16 protein-coding genes are annotated in these 17,360 nt (G+C 73.4%); 12 read left to right on the forward strand and 4 right to left on the reverse strand.

Annotated elements, in window-relative coordinates:
* The first annotated feature begins 23 nt into the window (after positions 1-23).
* The 10 genes from OIE75_RS19725 to OIE75_RS19770 all read left to right on the forward strand — a co-directional run bounded on the left by OIE75_RS19725 (position 24) and on the right by OIE75_RS19770 (position 11,154).
* Positions 24-839 carry a tryptophan 2,3-dioxygenase family protein gene (locus tag OIE75_RS19725; protein ID WP_329471625.1) on the forward strand — a complete coding sequence of 272 codons (816 nt, stop codon included), beginning with the start codon at positions 24-26 and terminating at the stop codon, positions 837-839.
* Positions 832-2,046 (forward strand): kynureninase, encoded by a 1,215-nt coding sequence (gene kynU, locus OIE75_RS19730; protein ID WP_329471626.1) that lies wholly within the window; start codon positions 832-834, stop codon positions 2,044-2,046. Before OIE75_RS19725 ends, kynU begins: the two co-directional genes overlap by 8 nt.
* A gap of 226 nt (positions 2,047-2,272) precedes the next feature.
* Complete coding sequence (locus OIE75_RS19735) at positions 2,273-3,172, forward strand: alpha/beta hydrolase (protein ID WP_307013931.1); 900 nt, start codon at positions 2,273-2,275, stop codon at positions 3,170-3,172.
* 183 nt (positions 3,173-3,355) lie between these two features.
* The gene (locus OIE75_RS19740; protein ID WP_329471627.1) at positions 3,356-4,342 is read left to right on the forward strand and encodes an alpha/beta hydrolase; all 987 of its coding nucleotides are present in this window, start codon (positions 3,356-3,358) and stop codon (positions 4,340-4,342) included.
* 67 nt (positions 4,343-4,409) lie between these two features.
* On the forward strand, positions 4,410-5,648 hold the full coding sequence (locus OIE75_RS19745) for an acyltransferase family protein (RefSeq protein ID WP_329474021.1): 1,239 nt from the start codon (positions 4,410-4,412) through the stop codon (positions 5,646-5,648).
* Positions 5,641-7,035: a sensor histidine kinase gene (locus OIE75_RS19750; protein WP_329471628.1), complete on the forward strand. Its 1,395-nt coding sequence runs from the start codon at positions 5,641-5,643 to the stop codon at positions 7,033-7,035. Before OIE75_RS19745 ends, OIE75_RS19750 begins: the two co-directional genes overlap by 8 nt.
* Positions 7,032-7,718, forward strand: a complete 687-nt coding sequence (locus OIE75_RS19755; RefSeq protein ID WP_307013939.1) for a response regulator — start codon at positions 7,032-7,034, stop codon at positions 7,716-7,718. The genes OIE75_RS19750 and OIE75_RS19755 overlap by 4 nt, the downstream gene beginning before the upstream one ends.
* A gap of 113 nt (positions 7,719-7,831) precedes the next feature.
* On the forward strand, positions 7,832-9,175 hold the full coding sequence (locus tag OIE75_RS19760; protein ID WP_307013941.1) for a sensor histidine kinase: 1,344 nt from the start codon (positions 7,832-7,834) through the stop codon (positions 9,173-9,175).
* Complete coding sequence (locus OIE75_RS19765; RefSeq protein WP_122616757.1) at positions 9,172-9,846, forward strand: response regulator; 675 nt, start codon at positions 9,172-9,174, stop codon at positions 9,844-9,846. Before OIE75_RS19760 ends, OIE75_RS19765 begins: the two co-directional genes overlap by 4 nt.
* 84 nt (positions 9,847-9,930) lie before the next feature.
* Positions 9,931-11,154: a cytochrome P450 gene (locus OIE75_RS19770; protein ID WP_329471629.1), complete on the forward strand. Its 1,224-nt coding sequence runs from the start codon at positions 9,931-9,933 to the stop codon at positions 11,152-11,154.
* On the opposite strand, the gene OIE75_RS19775 is transcribed toward OIE75_RS19770, so the two are convergent.
* The 3 genes from OIE75_RS19775 to OIE75_RS19785 are packed head-to-tail and all read right to left on the reverse strand — an operon-like array spanning position 11,137 to position 13,971.
* Positions 11,137-11,406, reverse strand: a complete 270-nt coding sequence (locus OIE75_RS19775) for a hypothetical protein (RefSeq protein WP_307013947.1) — start codon at positions 11,404-11,406, stop codon at positions 11,137-11,139. The two genes, OIE75_RS19770 and OIE75_RS19775, sit on opposite strands and share 18 nt — an antisense overlap.
* Before the next feature lie 46 nt (positions 11,407-11,452).
* Entirely contained in the window at positions 11,453-13,060 is a 1,608-nt protein-coding gene (locus OIE75_RS19780) for an ABC transporter permease (RefSeq protein WP_329471630.1), read from the reverse strand.
* On the reverse strand, positions 13,057-13,971 hold the full coding sequence (locus tag OIE75_RS19785) for an ABC transporter ATP-binding protein (RefSeq protein WP_329471631.1): 915 nt from the start codon (positions 13,969-13,971) through the stop codon (positions 13,057-13,059). The genes OIE75_RS19780 and OIE75_RS19785 overlap by 4 nt, the downstream gene beginning before the upstream one ends.
* Positions 13,972-14,044: 73 nt before the next feature.
* Here OIE75_RS19785 and OIE75_RS19790 point away from each other — a divergent pair, with 73 nt between their 5' ends.
* Positions 14,045-14,551 (forward strand): GbsR/MarR family transcriptional regulator, encoded by a 507-nt coding sequence (locus tag OIE75_RS19790; protein WP_307013952.1) that lies wholly within the window; start codon positions 14,045-14,047, stop codon positions 14,549-14,551.
* Between the two features lie 358 nt (positions 14,552-14,909).
* On the opposite strand, the gene OIE75_RS19795 is transcribed toward OIE75_RS19790, so the two are convergent.
* Positions 14,910-15,827, reverse strand: coding sequence for a diacylglycerol kinase family protein (locus tag OIE75_RS19795; RefSeq protein WP_329471632.1), 918 nt, complete (start codon positions 15,825-15,827; stop codon positions 14,910-14,912).
* Between the two features lie 185 nt (positions 15,828-16,012).
* Between OIE75_RS19795 and OIE75_RS19800 the strand changes: the two genes are divergently transcribed.
* The gene (locus OIE75_RS19800) at positions 16,013-17,296 is read left to right on the forward strand and encodes an adenylosuccinate synthase (protein WP_329471633.1); all 1,284 of its coding nucleotides are present in this window, start codon (positions 16,013-16,015) and stop codon (positions 17,294-17,296) included.
* The last annotated feature ends 64 nt before the right edge of the window (positions 17,297-17,360 follow it).

Consider the following 17,360-nt stretch of genomic DNA (forward strand, 5'->3'; position numbering starts at 1 on the left):
CCCGTGCACATCAGGAGACAGCGATGTCCCACGAAGCCCCGAATCTCGACTTCGAGGGCAGCACGCCGTACGAGGACTATGTCCAGGCGGACGTGCTCACCCATCTCCAGCACACCCTCTCCGACGATCCCGGAGAGATGGTCTTCCTGGTCACGACCCAGGTCATGGAGCTGTGGTTCACCGTCATCGTCCACGAATGGGAGACCGCCGCCCGCGCCCTGCGCGAGGACCGGATCCCGGTGGCGACCGACGCGCTCAAGCGTTCGGTACGCGAGCTGGAGGCGCTGAACGCCTCCTGGACGCCCCTGGGGCAGCTCACCCCGGCCCAGTTCAACTCCTACCGGGCCGCCCTCGGCGAGGGCTCCGGCTTCCAGTCGGCGATGTACCGCCGCATGGAGTTCCTGCTCGGCGAGAAGTCCGCCTCGATGCTCGTCCCGCACCGCGGCGCCCCGCGCGTCCACGCGGAACTGGAGAAGGCGCTGCACGAGCCGAGCGTGTACGACGAGGTGGTCCGGCTGCTCGACCGGCGCGGGTACGACATACCGGACGCCGTGCTCAAGCGGGACGTCACCCGGAAGTACGAGGCGGCACCCGAGGTGGAGGCCGCCTGGACGGCCGTCTACAAGGGCGACCAGAACGGCGAGCTGGCCCGCCTCGGCGAGGCCCTCACCGACGTCGCCGAACTGGTCTGGCGCTGGCGCAACGACCACCTGGTCGCCACCCGCCGCGCGATGGGCTCGAAGACCGGTACGGGCGGCTCCGCCGGGGTGGCCTGGCTGGAGAAGCGGGCCCGCGGCAACGTGTTCCCCGAGCTGTGGACGGCGCGGTCCTATGTCTGAGCCGAGGAGCGAGGCCGAGCAGCTGGACGTCGCCGACCCGCTGGCCGCGCTGCGCGACCGGTTCGTCCTCGACGACGTGACGTACCTGGACGGCAACTCGCTCGGCGCCCTCCCCGCGCACGTGCCCGCGCGCGTGGACGACGTCGTCCGCCGCCAGTGGGGCGAGCTGCGCATCCGTTCCTGGGAGGAGAGCGGCTGGTGGACCGCGCCCGAGCGGATCGGCGACCGGATCGCACCGCTGGTCGGCGCGGCGGCCGGGCAGATCGTGGTGGGCGACTCCACGAGCGTGAACGTCTTCAAGGCGCTCGTCGCCGCCGTGCGCATGGCGCGGGAGGACGGCGGCGACGGGGGCGGTGCGGGCCGGGACGAGATCCTCGTCGACGCCACCACCTTCCCCACGGACGGGTACATCGCCGAGTCGGCGGCACGGATGACGGGCTGCACGCTGCGCCCGGTCACCCCGGCCGAGGTGCCCTCCGCGCTCGGCGCCCGCACCGCCGCCGTCCTGCTCAACCACGTCGACTACCGCACCGGCCGGCTGCACGACCTGCCCGCGCTCACCCGCGCGGTGCACGCGTGCGGGGCGTACGCCGTCTGGGACCTGTGCCACAGCGCGGGCGCGCTGCCGGTCGGGCTCGACGAACACGGCGTAGACCTGGCGGTCGGCTGCACCTACAAGTACCTCAACGGCGGCCCCGGTTCGCCCGCCTACCTGTACGTGCGCCGCGACCTCCAGCCCCGCTTCGACTCCCCGCTGCCGGGCTGGAACTCGCACGCCGAGCCGTTCGGCATGCGCTCCGCGTACGCGCCGGCGTCCGGAGCGGTGCGGGGCAGGGTCGGCACGCCGGACATCCTCTCCCTGCTCGCCCTGGACGCGGCGCTGGACGTGTGGGACGCGGACGGTGTCTCGGTGGCGGCGGTGCGGGCCAAGTCGCTGGCGCTGACGGACTTCTTCCTGCGCTGCGTCGGGGCGTACGTCCCCGCCGGCCGGGTGGAGTCCGTGACCCCGGCCGCGCACGCGGAGCGCGGCAGCCAGGTCGCCCTGCGCTGTGACGACGCGGGCGAGGTCATGAAGCGGCTGATCGAGGGTGGCGTGGTCGGCGACTTCCGCGCCCCGGACGTCCTGCGCTTCGGTTTCACACCGCTGTACGTCGGCTTCGCGGACGTGGAGCGGGCGGCCCGGGTGCTGGCGCGGACGCTGGGGTGACGCGCGGTGGCGACGCCGGAGTGACGTGCGGTGGCGACGCCGGAGTGACGCGCGGGAGTGGTGACGTCACTCGCGGGTGAAGGGTGGGGGCCGAGCGAATCGTTTGGTCCTCACCCAGCGTCACATCCCCATGTCCGCGCACGTCATCGGCCTGATAACGTCCCGCCAACGGCCGATTCCCACTCATCCGGTCCACCAACACCGTTCCTTCGCCGAGAGGTTGAGCATGCCGGACGCCGCCGCAGAACCGGGCACCGCTGCCGCGAGGAACGCCGCGGAGGAGAAATCCGCTTTCGCGCACCCGGCGGTGGACCCCGACAGCACGGCCGGGTACGGCGACCACCCCGACCAGGTGATCGACTTCTACACGCCGCGTGCCGCCGTGGGGCCGGGCGACGCCGCTCCCGTCGTGGTGGTCCTGCACGGAGGCTCGTGGCGGGCGCCGTACGACCGTCGCCATGTCAGCCCGTTCGCCGGGTTCCTGGCACAGCGGGGCTTCGCCGTGGCGAGTGTGGAGTACCGGCGCGGTGCGGAGGGCGGTGACGCCGGTACGGGCGGGCCCGTGGCGGGGCGGTGGCCCGAGACCCTCGACGACGTGGCCGCCGCGCTGGACGCGCTGCCCGGGCTGGTACGGCGGCACCTCCCGGGAGCCGACGCGCGCCGTACGGTGCTCACCGGCCACTCCGCCGGCGGGCACCTCGCCCTGTGGGCGGCGGCCCGGCACCTGCTGCCCGCCGACGCCCCGTGGCGCACCGACCGTCCGGCGCCGCTGCGGGGCGTGGTCGCGCTCGCGCCGATCGCGGACTTCGAGGTCGCCGACAAGCTGGAGGTGTGCGGGGGAGCGGCGCGTCAGTTCCTGGGCGGGGGCGACCTGTTCGCCGAACGCCGTCCCTACGCCGATCCCGCCCTGCTGCTGCCCACCGGCATCGCGACGACCCTGGTCCAGGGCCGGGCCGACGTGGACGTGCCGCAGGCGGTCGCCGACGCGTACGCCGACGCGGCGGCGAAGGCGGGGGAGGTGGTGGGCGTGACCCTGCTGGAGGACGTCGGCCACTTCCCGCTGATCGACCCGGCGGCGGACGCGTGCGCGGTGGTGGCGGAGGAGATCGCGCAGTTGGCGTGGTGACGGCCGTAAGTCCGGCGGTCCGGCGCTCCGGCGCTCCGGCGCCCCGGTGGTCCGCGTCGTACCCGTAGTACCTGAGAGCTACCCGCCAGGTGAGTTCCCTGGCGGGACGCGGGTTACCCGGCCCGATTCATAACTTCCCTTGCAGGCGGGCCCGATGGGCGGGCGTGCCGGAGGGGAGCGGCCATGTGGCCCGGTACGGCGGTACGTTGGCGGCATGCGGGCAGGTGGCGCCGTGCCGTGTGCGCGGCCCTCATCACCGGTGCCGTGGTCCTCCCGCTCTCCGGTGCCGCGCAGCCCCGGATCCCGGCCCCGCTCCCCGCCGAGCCGCCGGCGCCGACGGCCGCCACACTGGCCGAGACGTACGCGGCCCACCGGGCCAACGCCGCCGAGGCGTCCCGGATGGCCGCCGACCACGGCGACCGTCACCGTGCCGCGGCCGACCGTGCGATGGCCGACCCGTCCCGACGCCTCCTCGCCTTCGACGGCCGGGGCGCAGGACTGGCCACTGAGGTACTCGGCGACCTGGCGCGGGCCGACCGCGTCGCCGTCCTGGTCCCGGGCTCCGACACCGGCCTCGACACCTACGGCCGGTTCCGCGCCGCCGCCGTCGCGCTGCACCGGCAGCTCGTCGGGCAGGCGCCCGCCGGGACCCGCACCGCGGTCGTCGCCTGGCTGGGGTACGAGACGCCGGGCACGATCAGCACCGCCGTCGCCACCACCGGCCGCGCCGAGCGGGCGGCCCCGAAGCTGCGCGTCCTCGTCGCCGACCTGCGCCGGATCACCGGGCCCGGCACCCGACTCACCCTCCTCTGCCACTCCTACGGCTCGGTCGTCTGCGCCCGCGCCGCCGACGGCCTCGACGTCTCCGACGTCGCCCTGCTCGGCAGCCCGGGCACCGGCGCCGACACGGCCGCCGGCCTGCGCAGCGGCGCCCGGATCTGGGCGGCGCGGGGCGACGACGACTGGGTGGAGCACGTTCCGCACCTCAGCACCGGGCTGTTCGGCACCACCGTCGGCTTCGGCACCGACCCGGTCTCCCCGGAGTTCGGCGCCCGGGTCTTCGACGCCGGCGACGGCGGCCACAGCGACTACTTCGACCCCGGCTCCCTCTCCCTGACGAACCTGGCCCGGATCGCCCTGGGCGAGACCACGGAGGTGACCCATGACTGACGTGTCCCGAGCGGTCCGGACGCCCCGAGCCCACCGGACGCCCCGAGCGCTCCGAGCGACGCTGGAGATGCCGGAGACCCGGCCGAACCCCACGTGGGACGCCCCCTCCCGGTGGCCCGGTACCGCCCGGCGGAGCCTGTTCCGCTCCGCCGGCCGGATCGACGCCGCCACGCCCGCGTCGAGGGACCGGGCCGTCGACGCCCTGCGTGCCTTCGCCATCCTCGGGGTGGTCCTCGGGCACTGGCTGGTGACGGCCCTGGTCGCCGACGGCAACAGCCTGCGTGCGGCCAGCCCGTTGGGGGACATGCCCTGGCTGGCCCCGGTCTCCTGGGCCTTCCAGACCCTCGCCGTGTTCTTCCTGGTCGGCGGCCATGTCGCCACCCGTGGCTACGCGTCCGCCCGCGCCCGGGGCGAGTCCTACGGCCGCTGGCTGTCCGCCCGCCTCTCCCGGCTGTTCCGACCGGTCCTGGCCGTCCTCTGCCTGTGGACGGTGACGGCCGCGCTGCTGCTCCTGACCGGCGCGGAGTTCGGCACCGTCCACACGCTGGTGAAGCTGGCCCTGTCCCCGATGTGGTTCCTGCTGGTCTTCGCGGCGCTGACGGCGGCGACGCCGCTGCTGACGCGGCTGAGCCCGCTGTGGCCGCTGGTCGTCGTCCTCCACGTCGACCTGCTGCGCTTCGGTTTCGGGGCCCCGTCCTGGCTCGGCTGGCTCAACCTCGCGGCCGGCTGGCTGGTCCCCTTCACCCTCGGCGCCGCCTGGACCCGTGGCGAACTGGACCGCCGCCGCAGCGGCTGGATCCTGCTCACCGGGGGTACGGCGGCGACCGCGGCGCTCGTCGCCTGGGCGGGCTATCCGGCCTCGATGGTGGGCGTCCCGGGCGCCGCGGTGTCGAACCTCAATCCGCCGACCCTGGCCGCCGTCACCTTCGGTCTGGCGCAGTGCGGCCTCGCCCTGCTGCTGCGCGACCGGCTGCGCCGCGCGATGCGGCGGCCGGTGGCGTGGGCGGCAGTCGCCCTGGTCAACCTCTCCGCGATGACGATCTTCCTCTGGCACCAGACGGCGCTGATGGCGACCACGGCCGGCAGCCTCCTCCTGGGCCGCCTGCCCGGCCTGCACACGCGCCCCGACGACCTGGAGTGGGTCGCGGCCCGGATCGTCTGGCTCCCGGTGTTCGCGCTGGTCCTGGCGGGCTGCTGGGCCGCCTTTCGCTCCTGCGAGCGCGGCGGCGCCCGGCGCCGTTCCAAGATCGTCCGGGCCCACCGCCCGGACGACCGGACCGGGACGGCGGGTGCACGTCATGTCTAGGGTGGGGCCCGTGACACGACGGGGGATACGGCAGACGGCCCGGGGCCGCGTCGAACGCGTGCTGGGGGTGCTCCACGACGACCTGTGGACCTGGCGGCCGGATCCGCTGCCGCCGTCGGTGTGGCTGCGCTGGTTCCCGCACGGGATCGTCTGCCTGGCCGCCCTCGGCGTGCTGCTCGGCGACGCGGCCCAGCTCGGTGAGAACGGCGGGGTCGACCCCGGATTCGCCTTCGTCATCGCTCTCGCGCAGGCCGGTGCGATGGTCCTGGCGCTGTGGCGGCCGGTCGCGGCGTGGTGGCTGTCGATGGCGGGCATGCTGGTGGGCGCCTTCGCCGTGCGGGCCGAGATGGTGGCGGACGGGGACGAGTTCACCTGGCCCTGGACGGCCGCCGGGCTCATCGCCCACCTCTTCGTCCTGCTCCTGCTCGCCCTGCGGGTGCGTACGCGGGTGTCCCTGGAGGCGCTGGCCCTGACCGCGCTCACCACCTACCTGGTGCAGGGCGTGGTGGGTGCCTCGAACTTCCAGCCGACCGGGATGCTCGCCGTCATCCTGTTCACGGTCGTCGTCGTTCTCGGCACCGCCCTGCGCGGCCGCCGCGAGGCACGCTCGGAACTCGCGCAGCAGACCTCGCTCACCGCCGAGGAGCGGGCCCGGCGCACCCTGCTGGAGGAGCGCAGCCGCATCGCGCGCGAGTTGCACGACGTGGTCGCCCACCACATGTCGGTGATATCCATCCAGGCCCAGGTCGCCCCCCTCCTCGTCGAGAACCCGCCGGACGAGCTGAGGGAGAACCTCGCGGGCATCCGGCAGAACGCGCTGGAGGCGCTCACCGAGCTGCGCCGGGTGCTGGGCGTGCTGCGCTCCGAGCACCCCGACGTACTGGAGGCGTCCGAGGGCGGCGATCCCGCGCCGCACGCACCGCAGCCCACCCTCGACCGGCTCGACGCGCTGGTGGAGAACACCAGGGCCGCCGGGCTGACCGTCACCACCGGGACGAGCGGCACGCGTCGGCCCCTGCCGCCCGGCGTGGAGCTGTCGGCGTACAGGATCGTCCAGGAGGCGCTCAGCAACGTCCTGCGGCACGCACCCGGCGCGACCGCCCGGGTCCACCTCACGCACCTCCCGATCGGGCTGCGCGTGGAGGTCTCCAACACCCGCCCGAAGCGGGCGCCGGCGCCGTCGCAGGGGGCGGGGCACGGGCTGCTCGGCATGCGGGAGCGGGTGGCGATGCTCGACGGCAGCCTGACCGCGCACGCACTGCCGGGCGGCGGCTACCAGGTGGCGGCGTTCCTGCCGGTCGACGCCGCCGAACCCGCGGTCGCCGCCGAACCCGCAGGCACGGACGAACCCTCCGCCCACCACATCCCCGAGGACGAGACCCGATGACGACCAGCAGCGACGGGCGCGTGATCCGTGTCCTGATCGCCGACGACCAGCAGATGGTCCGGCAGGGATTCACCGTGCTGCTCAACACCCAGCCGGACATCGAGGTGATCGGGCAGGCGGTGGACGGCCTGGACGCCGTCGCCAAGGTCGCCGAGCAGGCCCCGGACGTCGTCCTGATGGACATCCGCATGCCCGAGCTGGGCGGCATCGAGGCCACCCGCCTGATCACCGGGGCGACTCCGGAGATCAGGGTGCTGGTGCTGACCACCTTCGACCTCGACGAGTACGTGTACGAGGCGCTGCGGGCCGGGGCCTCCGGGTTCCTGCTGAAGGACGCGTCCGCCGACCAGCTCGCCGAGGCGGTCCGGGTGGTGGCGTCCGGGGACGCCCTGCTCGCGCCGGGCATCACCCGCCGCCTGATCGCGGAGTTCTCCCGGCTGGACGACCGGCCTCGCGCCCCGCTGAAGGCCCGCGTGGGTGAGCTGACCGAGCGGGAGACGGAGGTGCTCGCCCTGATCGCACAGGGCCTGTCGAACGCCGAGATCGCCCAGCGCCTGGTCGTCGCCGAGCAGACGGTGAAGACCCATGTGGGCCGCATCCTGGTGAAACTGGGGCTCAGGGACCGCACCCAGGCGGCCGTGTTCGCGTACGAGTCGGGCCTCGTGCGGCCCTCGGGGTACTGACTCCGATGGACGCGCGCGGACCGTCCCCGGCCCCCGTAGTACCTGAGGCGGATGCCCAAGGACCCCTCTCACTGGTGACGACGGCCCCTCCCGCCGCCGCCTACCGTGGCAACGTGACCGAGACGACCCAGACGGGTAGCACGCCTCCCGGCGACGCGAGCGCGACCCGCAGCCCCGAGTACCGGCTGGCCAAGGACGCCCTGAGCGGCCTGCGCGAGGACCTGTTCCACGACGCCTTCGCCTACCGCCCGCTGTCCCGCACGGCCCCGGACGCCCCGTGGGTCCGCCGCCTGCCCGCACGGATGCGGCCGTACGCGGCCCGCGTCCCGTACCTGGCGGTGGCCGGCGCGGCGCTGCTGTGCTTCTACGGCGGCCTGGTGGGCGGTTACAGCAGCCAGTGGACCCTGCTGAGCGGGCTGGTGTGCGCGCTCCCGGTGCTGGCCACCCTGGTCCGGCCGGTCGGCGCCTTCTGGATGTCCATGGTGGCCACGCCCCTGGTGGCGCTGCTCGGCAGCAGCTGGGGGGACTGGCCGTGGCTGCCGGGGGCGTTCATGTGCCACACCGCCGTGCTGGTGATCGTGGCGATACGCACCCGCCCGCGCACCGCCGTGTGGATGTGGGTCATCACCGCGGCCTACGCCTTCTTCAACGAGTCCCTGTGGGGCCCGGGCCAGTACGGCAGCAACTCCGCACCCCTGCTGGTGCTCACCGCCTTCGCCCTGCTCGCGATCTCGCTCTGGCACATCCGCCGCGACGCCCGGCAGCAGGTGACCGCCCAGCAGACGGTCACCGCGCACGAGCGGTCCCGGCGCACCCTGCTGGAGGAGCGCACCAACATCGCCCGTGAGCTGCACGACGTGGTCGCCCACCACATGTCGGTGGTCGCCATCCAGGCGGAGGCCGCGCCCTACCGGGTGGAGAATCCGCCGGAGGAGCTGGAGCGCGCCTTCGCCACCATCCGGGAGAACGCGGTGGCCGCCCTCACCGAGCTGCGCCGCGTCCTCGGTGTCGTCCGCGCCGAGGACTACGAGGCCCCGGACGCCCCGCAGCCCACGCTCACCGACCTGGACGCCCTGCTCGCCAACGTCCGCGAGGCCGGCCTGGGCGTGGAGAAGGCGGTGACCGGCGCGGTGCGCGAGCTGCCGCCCGGCGTGGAACTGTCGGCGTACCGGATCGTGCAGGAGGCGCTGAGCAACACCCTGCGGCACGCGCCCGGCGCGACGGCCCGCGTGGAGGTCTCCTACGTCCTGGGCGGCCTGGGCCTGCGCATAGTCAACACCGCCATCCCGCAGAACACCCTGGTAAAGCCGTCCCCCGGCGCCGGACACGGAGTCACCGGCATGCGCGAGCGGGTGTCGATGCTGAACGGCGAGATGACGGCCGGCCCGACCGACGACGGGGGCTACGAGGTGGCGGTGTTCCTGCCGGTCACCGCGGTGAGCGAGGGTGACGCATGACCGGCCGCACGATCCGGGTACTGATCGCGGACGACCAGATGATGGTGCGCGAGGGCTTCTCGGTCCTGTTGAACGCGATGCCGGACATCGAGGTCGTCGGCGAGGCGGTCAACGGCCGGGAGGCGGTCGACCGCGTCCGCGAACTCGCACCCGACGTCGTCCTGATGGACATCCGCATGCCGGAGCTGAACGGCATCGAGGCGACCCGGGAGATCGTCGCCGCCGACGGCACGTCGAAGGTCCTGGTGCTGACCACCTTCGACCTCGACGAGTACGTGTACCAGGCGCTGCGCGCGGGCGCCTCCGGCTTCCTCCTCAAGGACGCCTCCGCCCGCCAGCTCGCCGACGGCGTCCGGGTGGTCGCGGCCGGGGAGGCCCTGCTCGCGCCCTCGATCACCAAGCGCCTGATCACCGAGTTCTCCAAACTCTCCGACGCCCCGCGCCTGATGCCCTCGGCGCAGGCTGCCTACGGGGACCTGACCGAGCGGGAGACGGAGGTCCTGGTGCTGATCGCGCAGGGCCTGTCGAATTCGGAGATCGCCGAGCGCCTGGTGGTCGCCGAGTCGACGATCAAGACGCACGTCAGCCGCATCCTGGTGAAGCTGGGCCTCAGGGACCGCACCCAGGCGGCGGTGTTCGCCTACGAGGCACGGCTGGTGACGCCAGGCTGAGGGCTGGCCGCGAGGGGCAGCGGCGGGCCGGCGGCGGGCCGGCCGCCTCTGGTCAGCGTCGATGCCACCGGCTAGCGTCCGTCCATGGCCGCCATCGACAGCTCCGCACGCTTCGACCCGTGGGACCCCGCGTTCGTCGCCGACCCCTACCCCGCCTTCGCCGAGCTGAGGGACCGGGGCCGGGTGCACTACTACGAGCCGAGCGACCAGTGGCTGGTCCCGCACCACGCGGACGTCTCGGCGCTGCTGCGCGACCGGCGGCTGGGCCGGACCTACCAGCACCGGTTCTCGCACGAGGAGTTCGGCCGCACCCCGCCCCCGCCGGAGCAGGAACCCTTCCACACGCTCAACGACCACGGGATGCTCGACCTGGAGCCGCCGGACCACACCAGGATCCGGCGCCTGGTGTCGAAGGCGTTCACGCCGCGCACGGTGGAGCGGCTGAAGCCGTACGTGCGCGCGCTGGCGGACGACCTGGTCGCCGGTGTGGTGGCGGCGGGCGGCGGCGATCTGCTCACCGACGTGGCCGAGCCGCTGCCGGTCGCGGTGATCGCCGAGATGCTGGGCATCCCGGAGGCCGACCGGGCCCCCTTGCGGCCCTGGTCCGCGGACATCTGCGGGATGTACGAGCTGAACCCGTCCGAGGAGACCGCGGCGAGGGCGGTCCGTGCCTCGCTCGACTTCTCGGACTACCTGCGCGGGCTGATCGCCGCCCGCCGCAAGGAACCCGGCGAGGACCTCGTCTCCGGTCTGATCGCGGCCCACGACGAGGACGACGACCGCCTCACCGAGCAGGAGATGATCTCGACCTGCGTGCTGCTCCTGAACGCCGGTCACGAGGCCACGGTGAACGCGACGGCCAACGGCTGGCTGGCCCTGTTCCGGAACCCGGACCAGCTGGCGGCCCTGCGCGCCGACCACTCCCTCGTCCCGACCGCGGTCGAGGAGCTGATGCGCTACGACACCCCGCTCCAGATGTTCGAGCGCTGGGTGCTGGACGAGATCGAGATCGACGGGACCACGATCCCGCGCGGCGCCGAGGTGGCGCTGCTCTTCGGCTCCGCCAACCACGACCCGGCGGTGTTCGCCGACCCGGACCGCCTCGATCTCGCCCGCCGGGACAACCCGCACATCTCCTTCAGCGCCGGCATCCACTACTGCATCGGCGCGCCGCTCGCCCGGATCGAGCTCGCGGCGTCCATGACGTCCCTGCTGGAGCGGGCGCCGACGCTGCGGCTCGCGGCGGAACCGGAGCGGAGGCCGAACTTCGTGATGCGGGGCCTGACGGGGCTACCCGTGCACCTGTGAGCGCTCGCGACCACGCCCCCGACGCGTGAGCAGCCAGGCGCCCAGCCCCCACACCAGGCCGGGCAGGACCGCGCCGACCACCGCCACGAGAGGTAGTTCCACGAGGGCGGCGCCGAAGTCCTGCCCGTTGTTCTCGAACTTGCGGCCCAGATGCCGCTGCGTGCGATCGGATGCTCCCCACAGCCACAAGGCCCCCAGGGCCCCCGCCGCCGAGACCACGCATCCACCACACGTCACCGCATCTCGCTTCATGCCCGTCAGGACGCCGAAGGCCCGCCCTCCGGTTCGCCGCACCGGCTCAGGTACTCACGTCCCGCCTCCGCAGCCCCGCCAGCCCCGCCGCCACCAGCACCCCCGCGATCACCAGCAGCACCAGCACCGGTGACCAGCTCATCTCCCCGCCCGGCAGCTTCGGCAGATGACCGAACGGCGAGACGTCCAGCACCGCCTGCGGCACGTCCAGCGCCGGTCCCACCCAGCCGAGCAGCAGCACCGCTCCCGCGATCCCCCAAGCGGCGACCGCGCCCCGCGGCAGCACCCCGTGCAGCAGCACCGCCGTCCCGCCGATCACCCACACCGCGGGCAGCTGCACGAGGCACGCGCCGAGGATCGCCCCGGCGTCCCGCCCGTAGCCGGCCGCGAAACCGGCGCCGGCGAGCAGCATGATGAGCGCCGCGCCGCCGAAGGCGACGACGAGGTGTCCCGCCGCCCACCGCAGCCGCCCCACGGCGCCCGCGAGCACCGGCTCCGCGCGCCCGGACGTCTCCTCGCCGCTGAGCCGCAGTACCGACGCCACGACGTAGAGCGCGGCGACCAGCCCGAGCATCCCGACCATCGCCGACACGAACGCGTCGGTGATCCCGGCCTCCCCGCCCATCCGCTCGATGACCCGGCGGGCCTGCTCGTTGTCCCCGACCAGGTCCGCCGCGCCCTCCGTCATCCCGCCGTACACGAGACCGGCGAGGAGGAAGCCGACGCTCCAGCCGAGGACGCTGCCCCGTTGCAGCCGCCAGGCCAGCGCACCGGCCGTCGCCAGGCGACCGGTGGCCGGCCCCGGCCGGGTCGGCAGGAAGCTCATGCCCAGGTCCCGGCGCCCGGCGAGCCCGTAGGCCACCGCGCCCTGCACCACCGCCGCGCAGGCGATCAGCGCCAGCACCCACCACCGTTCGCCGGCGAAGGGGCGCAGGTTCTCCAGCCACCCCAACGGCGACAGCCACGTCAGCACCGACGAACCGTCGACCGTCGCGGAGTCACCGGCGGCGCGCAGCACGAAGGCCCCGCCCAGCACCCCGGCCGTCAGCCCCCGGGCCAGCCGCGCGCTCTCGGTCAACTGGGCGACGATCGCCGCCATGGTCGCGAAGAGCATCCCGACACCCGCGACGCCCAGCCCGAAGGCCACCGCGCCGGCCGCTCCCTGTCCGGCCAGTCCGGCGGTCACGAGCAGCCCGAGGGCGGCGTTCGCGACCGCCGCCGTGAGCAGGGCCGCCGTCAGCGAGGCGCGGCGGCCGACCATGCCGGAGGCGACGACCTCCTGCCGTCCGCTCTCCTCCTCGTCGCGGGTGTGCCGTACGACGACGAGCAGGCTCGTCACGGCGGCGAGCGCGGCGGCGTACACGCCGACCCGCCAGGCGGTGAGGGCGCCCAGGCTGTCGTCGAAGAGCGGACCGACCATGGCGCGCAGCGAGGAGTTGGTCTCCATCTGCCGTACCAGGTCGGCGCGTTCGGCGGCGGTGCCGTACAGGCCCTCGATGGTGCCCGGCATGGACAGGACCATGAGGGCGTTCACCGCGACCCAGACCGGGATCATCACCCGGTCCCGGCGCAGCGCGAACCGCAGCAGTGTGCCGGTGCCGGCCAGTTGGCGCGAGCTGCCCGGCCGTACCCCGAGGGCGGCGGTGGCGGTCATCGCGCCGCCACCTCCTCGCCGACGGCGTCCTCGGCCTGGTAGTGCCGCAGGAACAGCTCCTCCAGCGTGGGCGGCGTCGACGTCAGCGACCGCACGCCCGACTCGCTCAGCGACCGGAGCACGGCGTCCAGTTTGTCGGTGTCGACCTGGAGCCGGACCCGGTGGCCCTGGACGTCGAGGTCGTGCACGCCGGGCAGGTGGGCCAGCCCGTCGGGGGCGCCCGCGAGTTCGGCGCTCACGCTGGTGCGGGTCAGGTGGCGCAGCTCGGCGAGCGAGCCGCTCTCCACGGTCCGCCCCTTGCGGATGATGCTGACGCGGTCGCACAGCTCCTCGACCTCGCTCAGGATGTGGGAGGAGAGCAGCACCGTCCGGCCGCGCTCGCGCTCCTCGGCCACGCACCGCTGGAAGACCTCCTCCATCAACGGGTCGAGTCCGGAGGTGGGTTCGTCGAGGATCAGCAGGTCGACGTCGGAGGCGAAGGCGGCGACGAGCGCGACCTTCTGCCGGTTGCCCTTGGAGTACGTGCGCCCCTTCTTGGTCGGGTCCAGCTCGAACCGCTCGACCAGTTCCGCCCGGCGCGCCTTGTCCAGGCCGCCGCGCAGCCGCCCGTAGAGGTCGATGACCTCGCCGCCGGAGAGATTGCGCCACAGGGTCACGTCGCCGGGCACGTAGGCGATCCGCCGGTGCGCCTCCACGGCGTCGGTCCACGGGTCGCGGCCCAGCACCTGGGCGGCGCCGGAGTCGCCGCGCAGCAGGCCGAGCAGGACGCGGATGGTGGTGGACTTGCCGGCGCCGTTGGGTCCGAGGAAGCCGTGCACCTCGCCCGTCTCGACCTCCAGATCGAGCCCGTCCAGGGCGTGCGTCCGCCCGAACGACTTGTGGAGCCCGGAGACACTGATTGCCTTCGTCATGATTTGGAAAGTACATTCGTTTCACAAATTTGTGAAGTTAAGAAACCGTCAGGATGTGAGGGATGATCGAGGGATGAGCGAAGCAGCGGAGGCGGGGGGAGCGGGGCGCGACCCCGAGGCGGTGTCGAAGTTCGTCGAAGGCTTCGCGGCCCAGCTCGTCGAGGCGGGGATGCAGCGGATGCCGGCCCGGGTCTTCGCCGCGCTGCTGGCCTCCGACTCGGGCTCGCTGACCTCGGCGGAACTGGGCGAGAGCCTCCAGGTCAGCCCGGCCGCCGTCTCCGGCGCCGTGCGCTACCTCTCGCAGCAGCACATGGTCTCCCGCGAGCGCGAACCCGGCTCCCGGCGGGAGCGGTACCGGGTGCACAGCAACCAGTGGTACGAGGCCCTCACCAACCGCGAAACCATCCTCAAGCGCTGGGAGAGCGCCCTGCGCGAGGGCGTCGCGAGCCTGGGCGCGGAGACCCCGGCGGGCCGCCGCATGTCGGAGACGCTGGCGTTCTTCGAGTTCGTCGACGACGAGATCGCCGCGATGATGGAACGCTGGCGCGTCCACCGGGAAAAGGTCTTCGGCACCCCCTGACCAGCCCGAACCGCCACCCGCCGACGGCGTAACGCCCCACCGAACCACCGCCCCCCCGCCGACGGCGAGGACGCCCCACCGAACCACCGCCCCCCCGCCGACGGCGAGGACGCCCCACCGAACCACCGCCCCCCCGCCGACGGCGAGGACGCCCCACCGAACCACCGCCCCCCCGCCGACGGCGAGGACGCCCCACCGAACCACCGCCCCCCCCCGCCGACGGCGAGGACGCCCCACCGAACCACCGCCCCCCCGCCGACGGCGAGGACGCCCCACCGGGGCCACCCGCACCCGACAACGAATGCCGCACGGGTGGTGCGGGTGGGAACGACGAACGCCGAAGGCGAAGCCGAGGCGTCTACCCCACCGGCAACGTCAACCCCCACGCCCCCTCCCGCACCGTCCACGTCCGCGTCCGCACCGGCCCCGAAACCACCGCATCCGCGCGATAGCGAAAGTGCGCCCCCGACACCGTCACCGTCCGCCCACTCCCCGTAAGCGGAACCGCCGCCGACTCCGCCCCCACGGGCACCGGACGCACCTCCACCACCGCCATCCCCGCAGGGCCCGGTATCAGCGACACCGCCTCGACCGGCTGATCGAGATCGACCAGCGTCTCCCCGTCGATCTCGACCCGCAGCCGGGCCGGCCCGGCCACCCCCGGCACCACCGCGGCCCGGGCGGGACGCGAGGACGCGAGGGTCCGCACGAGCGACTGGCAGGTCCGCAGCCAGGGACGGCCCACCCCGGGTTCCCCGCGCACCGCGTACGCGTCCTCGCGGCGTTCCTGAGCCCCACCCGCGCCCACCGGCGGAATCCCCACCGCCCCCAGCACCACGCCGTCGCTGTCGTCGACGAGCAGGTCGAGGCGCCGTTCCGCGCCGTCCAGCACGGCCCGGGCCGCCGCCACCGCCCCGGTGGGCAGCCCCAGGGACCGGGCGAGGCCCAGCGCCGACCCCACCGGCACCACCGACAGCGCGCACCCCGCCAGCTCCCGCCGCCGGTGCAGCAGGCCCACCGCCCGCAGCAGCGCGCCGTCGTCGCCGACCACCACGGGCCGCCGCGAACCACGCCGTCCGAGCGCCCGCGCGAACTCCTCCGGACCGTCCGGCAGACACACCTTCGTACCCGCCGCACCCGCGCTGAGCACGTCTTTCGCGATCCGGACGGACTCCCCGTCGGCCCTCCGGGCGAGCGGATCGACGACCACCAGAAGCTGGTCGGGCCTCGCGGAGGAGTTCGCGGAAGAGCTCACGGAAGTCGCCACCTCGGCCATGCCTCGCTTCCTCGGGTAGCATCTTTGTGCAAGAGCCCCTTGCGCTATTGCGCCAGGGGCTTCGTCTATTCCGGGGCATCCGGTCCGACGGTTGGCGGCCAACGACGGTCGCGGTGTACGTGGCTCAAGACCGCCGCGTACTCCCTCGACCTTGGACATGCCCCGCCCGGAAGGGGTGTACGCGCGTGCCCGCACTTGTGCTGCTCGGTGCTCAGTGGGGTGACGAAGGCAAGGGAAAGGCGACGGACCTGCTCGGTGGTTCCGTCGACTATGTGGTGCGCTACCAGGGCGGCAACAACGCCGGCCACACGGTAGTCGTGGGCGATCAGAAGTACGCCCTTCACCTGCTCCCTTCCGGAATCCTGTCTCCCGGCTGTACGCCGGTCATCGGTAACGGTGTCGTTGTCGACCCGTCGGTCCTGTTCTCCGAGCTGAGCGGGCTGAACGAGCGCGGCGTCGACACGTCCAAGCTCCTGATCAGCGGAAACGCGCACATCATCACGCCGTACAACGTGACCGTCGACAAGGTGACGGAACGCTTCCTCGGCAAGCGCAAGATCGGCACCACCGGCCGCGGCATCGGACCGACCTACGCCGACAAGATCAACCGCGTCGGCATCCGCGTCCAGGACCTCTACGACGAGTCGATCCTCACCCAGAAGGTCGAGGCGGCGCTGGACGTCAAGAACCAGATGCTCACCAAGCTCTACAACCGCCGGGCGATCGCCACCGGCCAGGTCGTCGAGGAGCTGCTGGGCTACGCGGGCAAGCTCGCCCCGTACGTCGCCGACACCGTCCTGGTCCTCAACCAGGCCCTCGACGACGACAAGGTGGTCCTCTTCGAGGGCGGCCAGGGCACGCTGCTCGACATCGACCACGGCACGTACCCCTTCGTCACCTCCTCGAACCCGACCGCGGGCGGCGCCTGCACCGGCGCCGGCGTGGGCCCGACGAAGATCAGCCGGGTCATCGGCATCCTCAAGGCGTACACGACCCGCGTCGGCGCCGGTCCCTTCCCGACCGAGCTGTTCGACGAGGACGGCGAGGCCCTGCGCCGCATCGGCGGCGAGCGGGGCGTCACCACCGGCCGCGACCGGCGCTGCGGCTGGTTCGACGCGGTGATCGCCCGCTACGCCACCCGCGTCAACGGCCTCACCGACTTCTTCCTCACCAAGCTCGACGTCCTCACCGGCTGGGAGCAGATCCCGGTCTGTGTGGCGTACGAGATCGACGGCAAGCGCGTCGAGGAGCTGCCGTACTCGCAGTCCGACTTCCACCACGCGAAGCCGGTCTACGAGACGCTGCCCGGCTGGAGCGAGGACATCACCAAGGCGAAGTCCTTCTCCGACCTGCCGAAGAACGCCCAGGCGTACGTGAAGGCGCTGGAGGAGATGTCCGGCGCCCCGATCTCCGCGATCGGCGTGGGCCCGGGCCGGGACGAGACGATCGAGGTCAAGTCGTTCCTGTAGGAGACTGTGGGCGGCTGTAGGAGACCGCGGGAATCCGCGGACGTAGGGCGACGGAGCGAGTGGA

Source organism: Streptomyces sp. NBC_01723, assembly GCF_036246005.1.
In the GTDB taxonomy this organism is placed as follows: Bacteria; Actinomycetota; Actinomycetes; order Streptomycetales; family Streptomycetaceae; genus Streptomyces.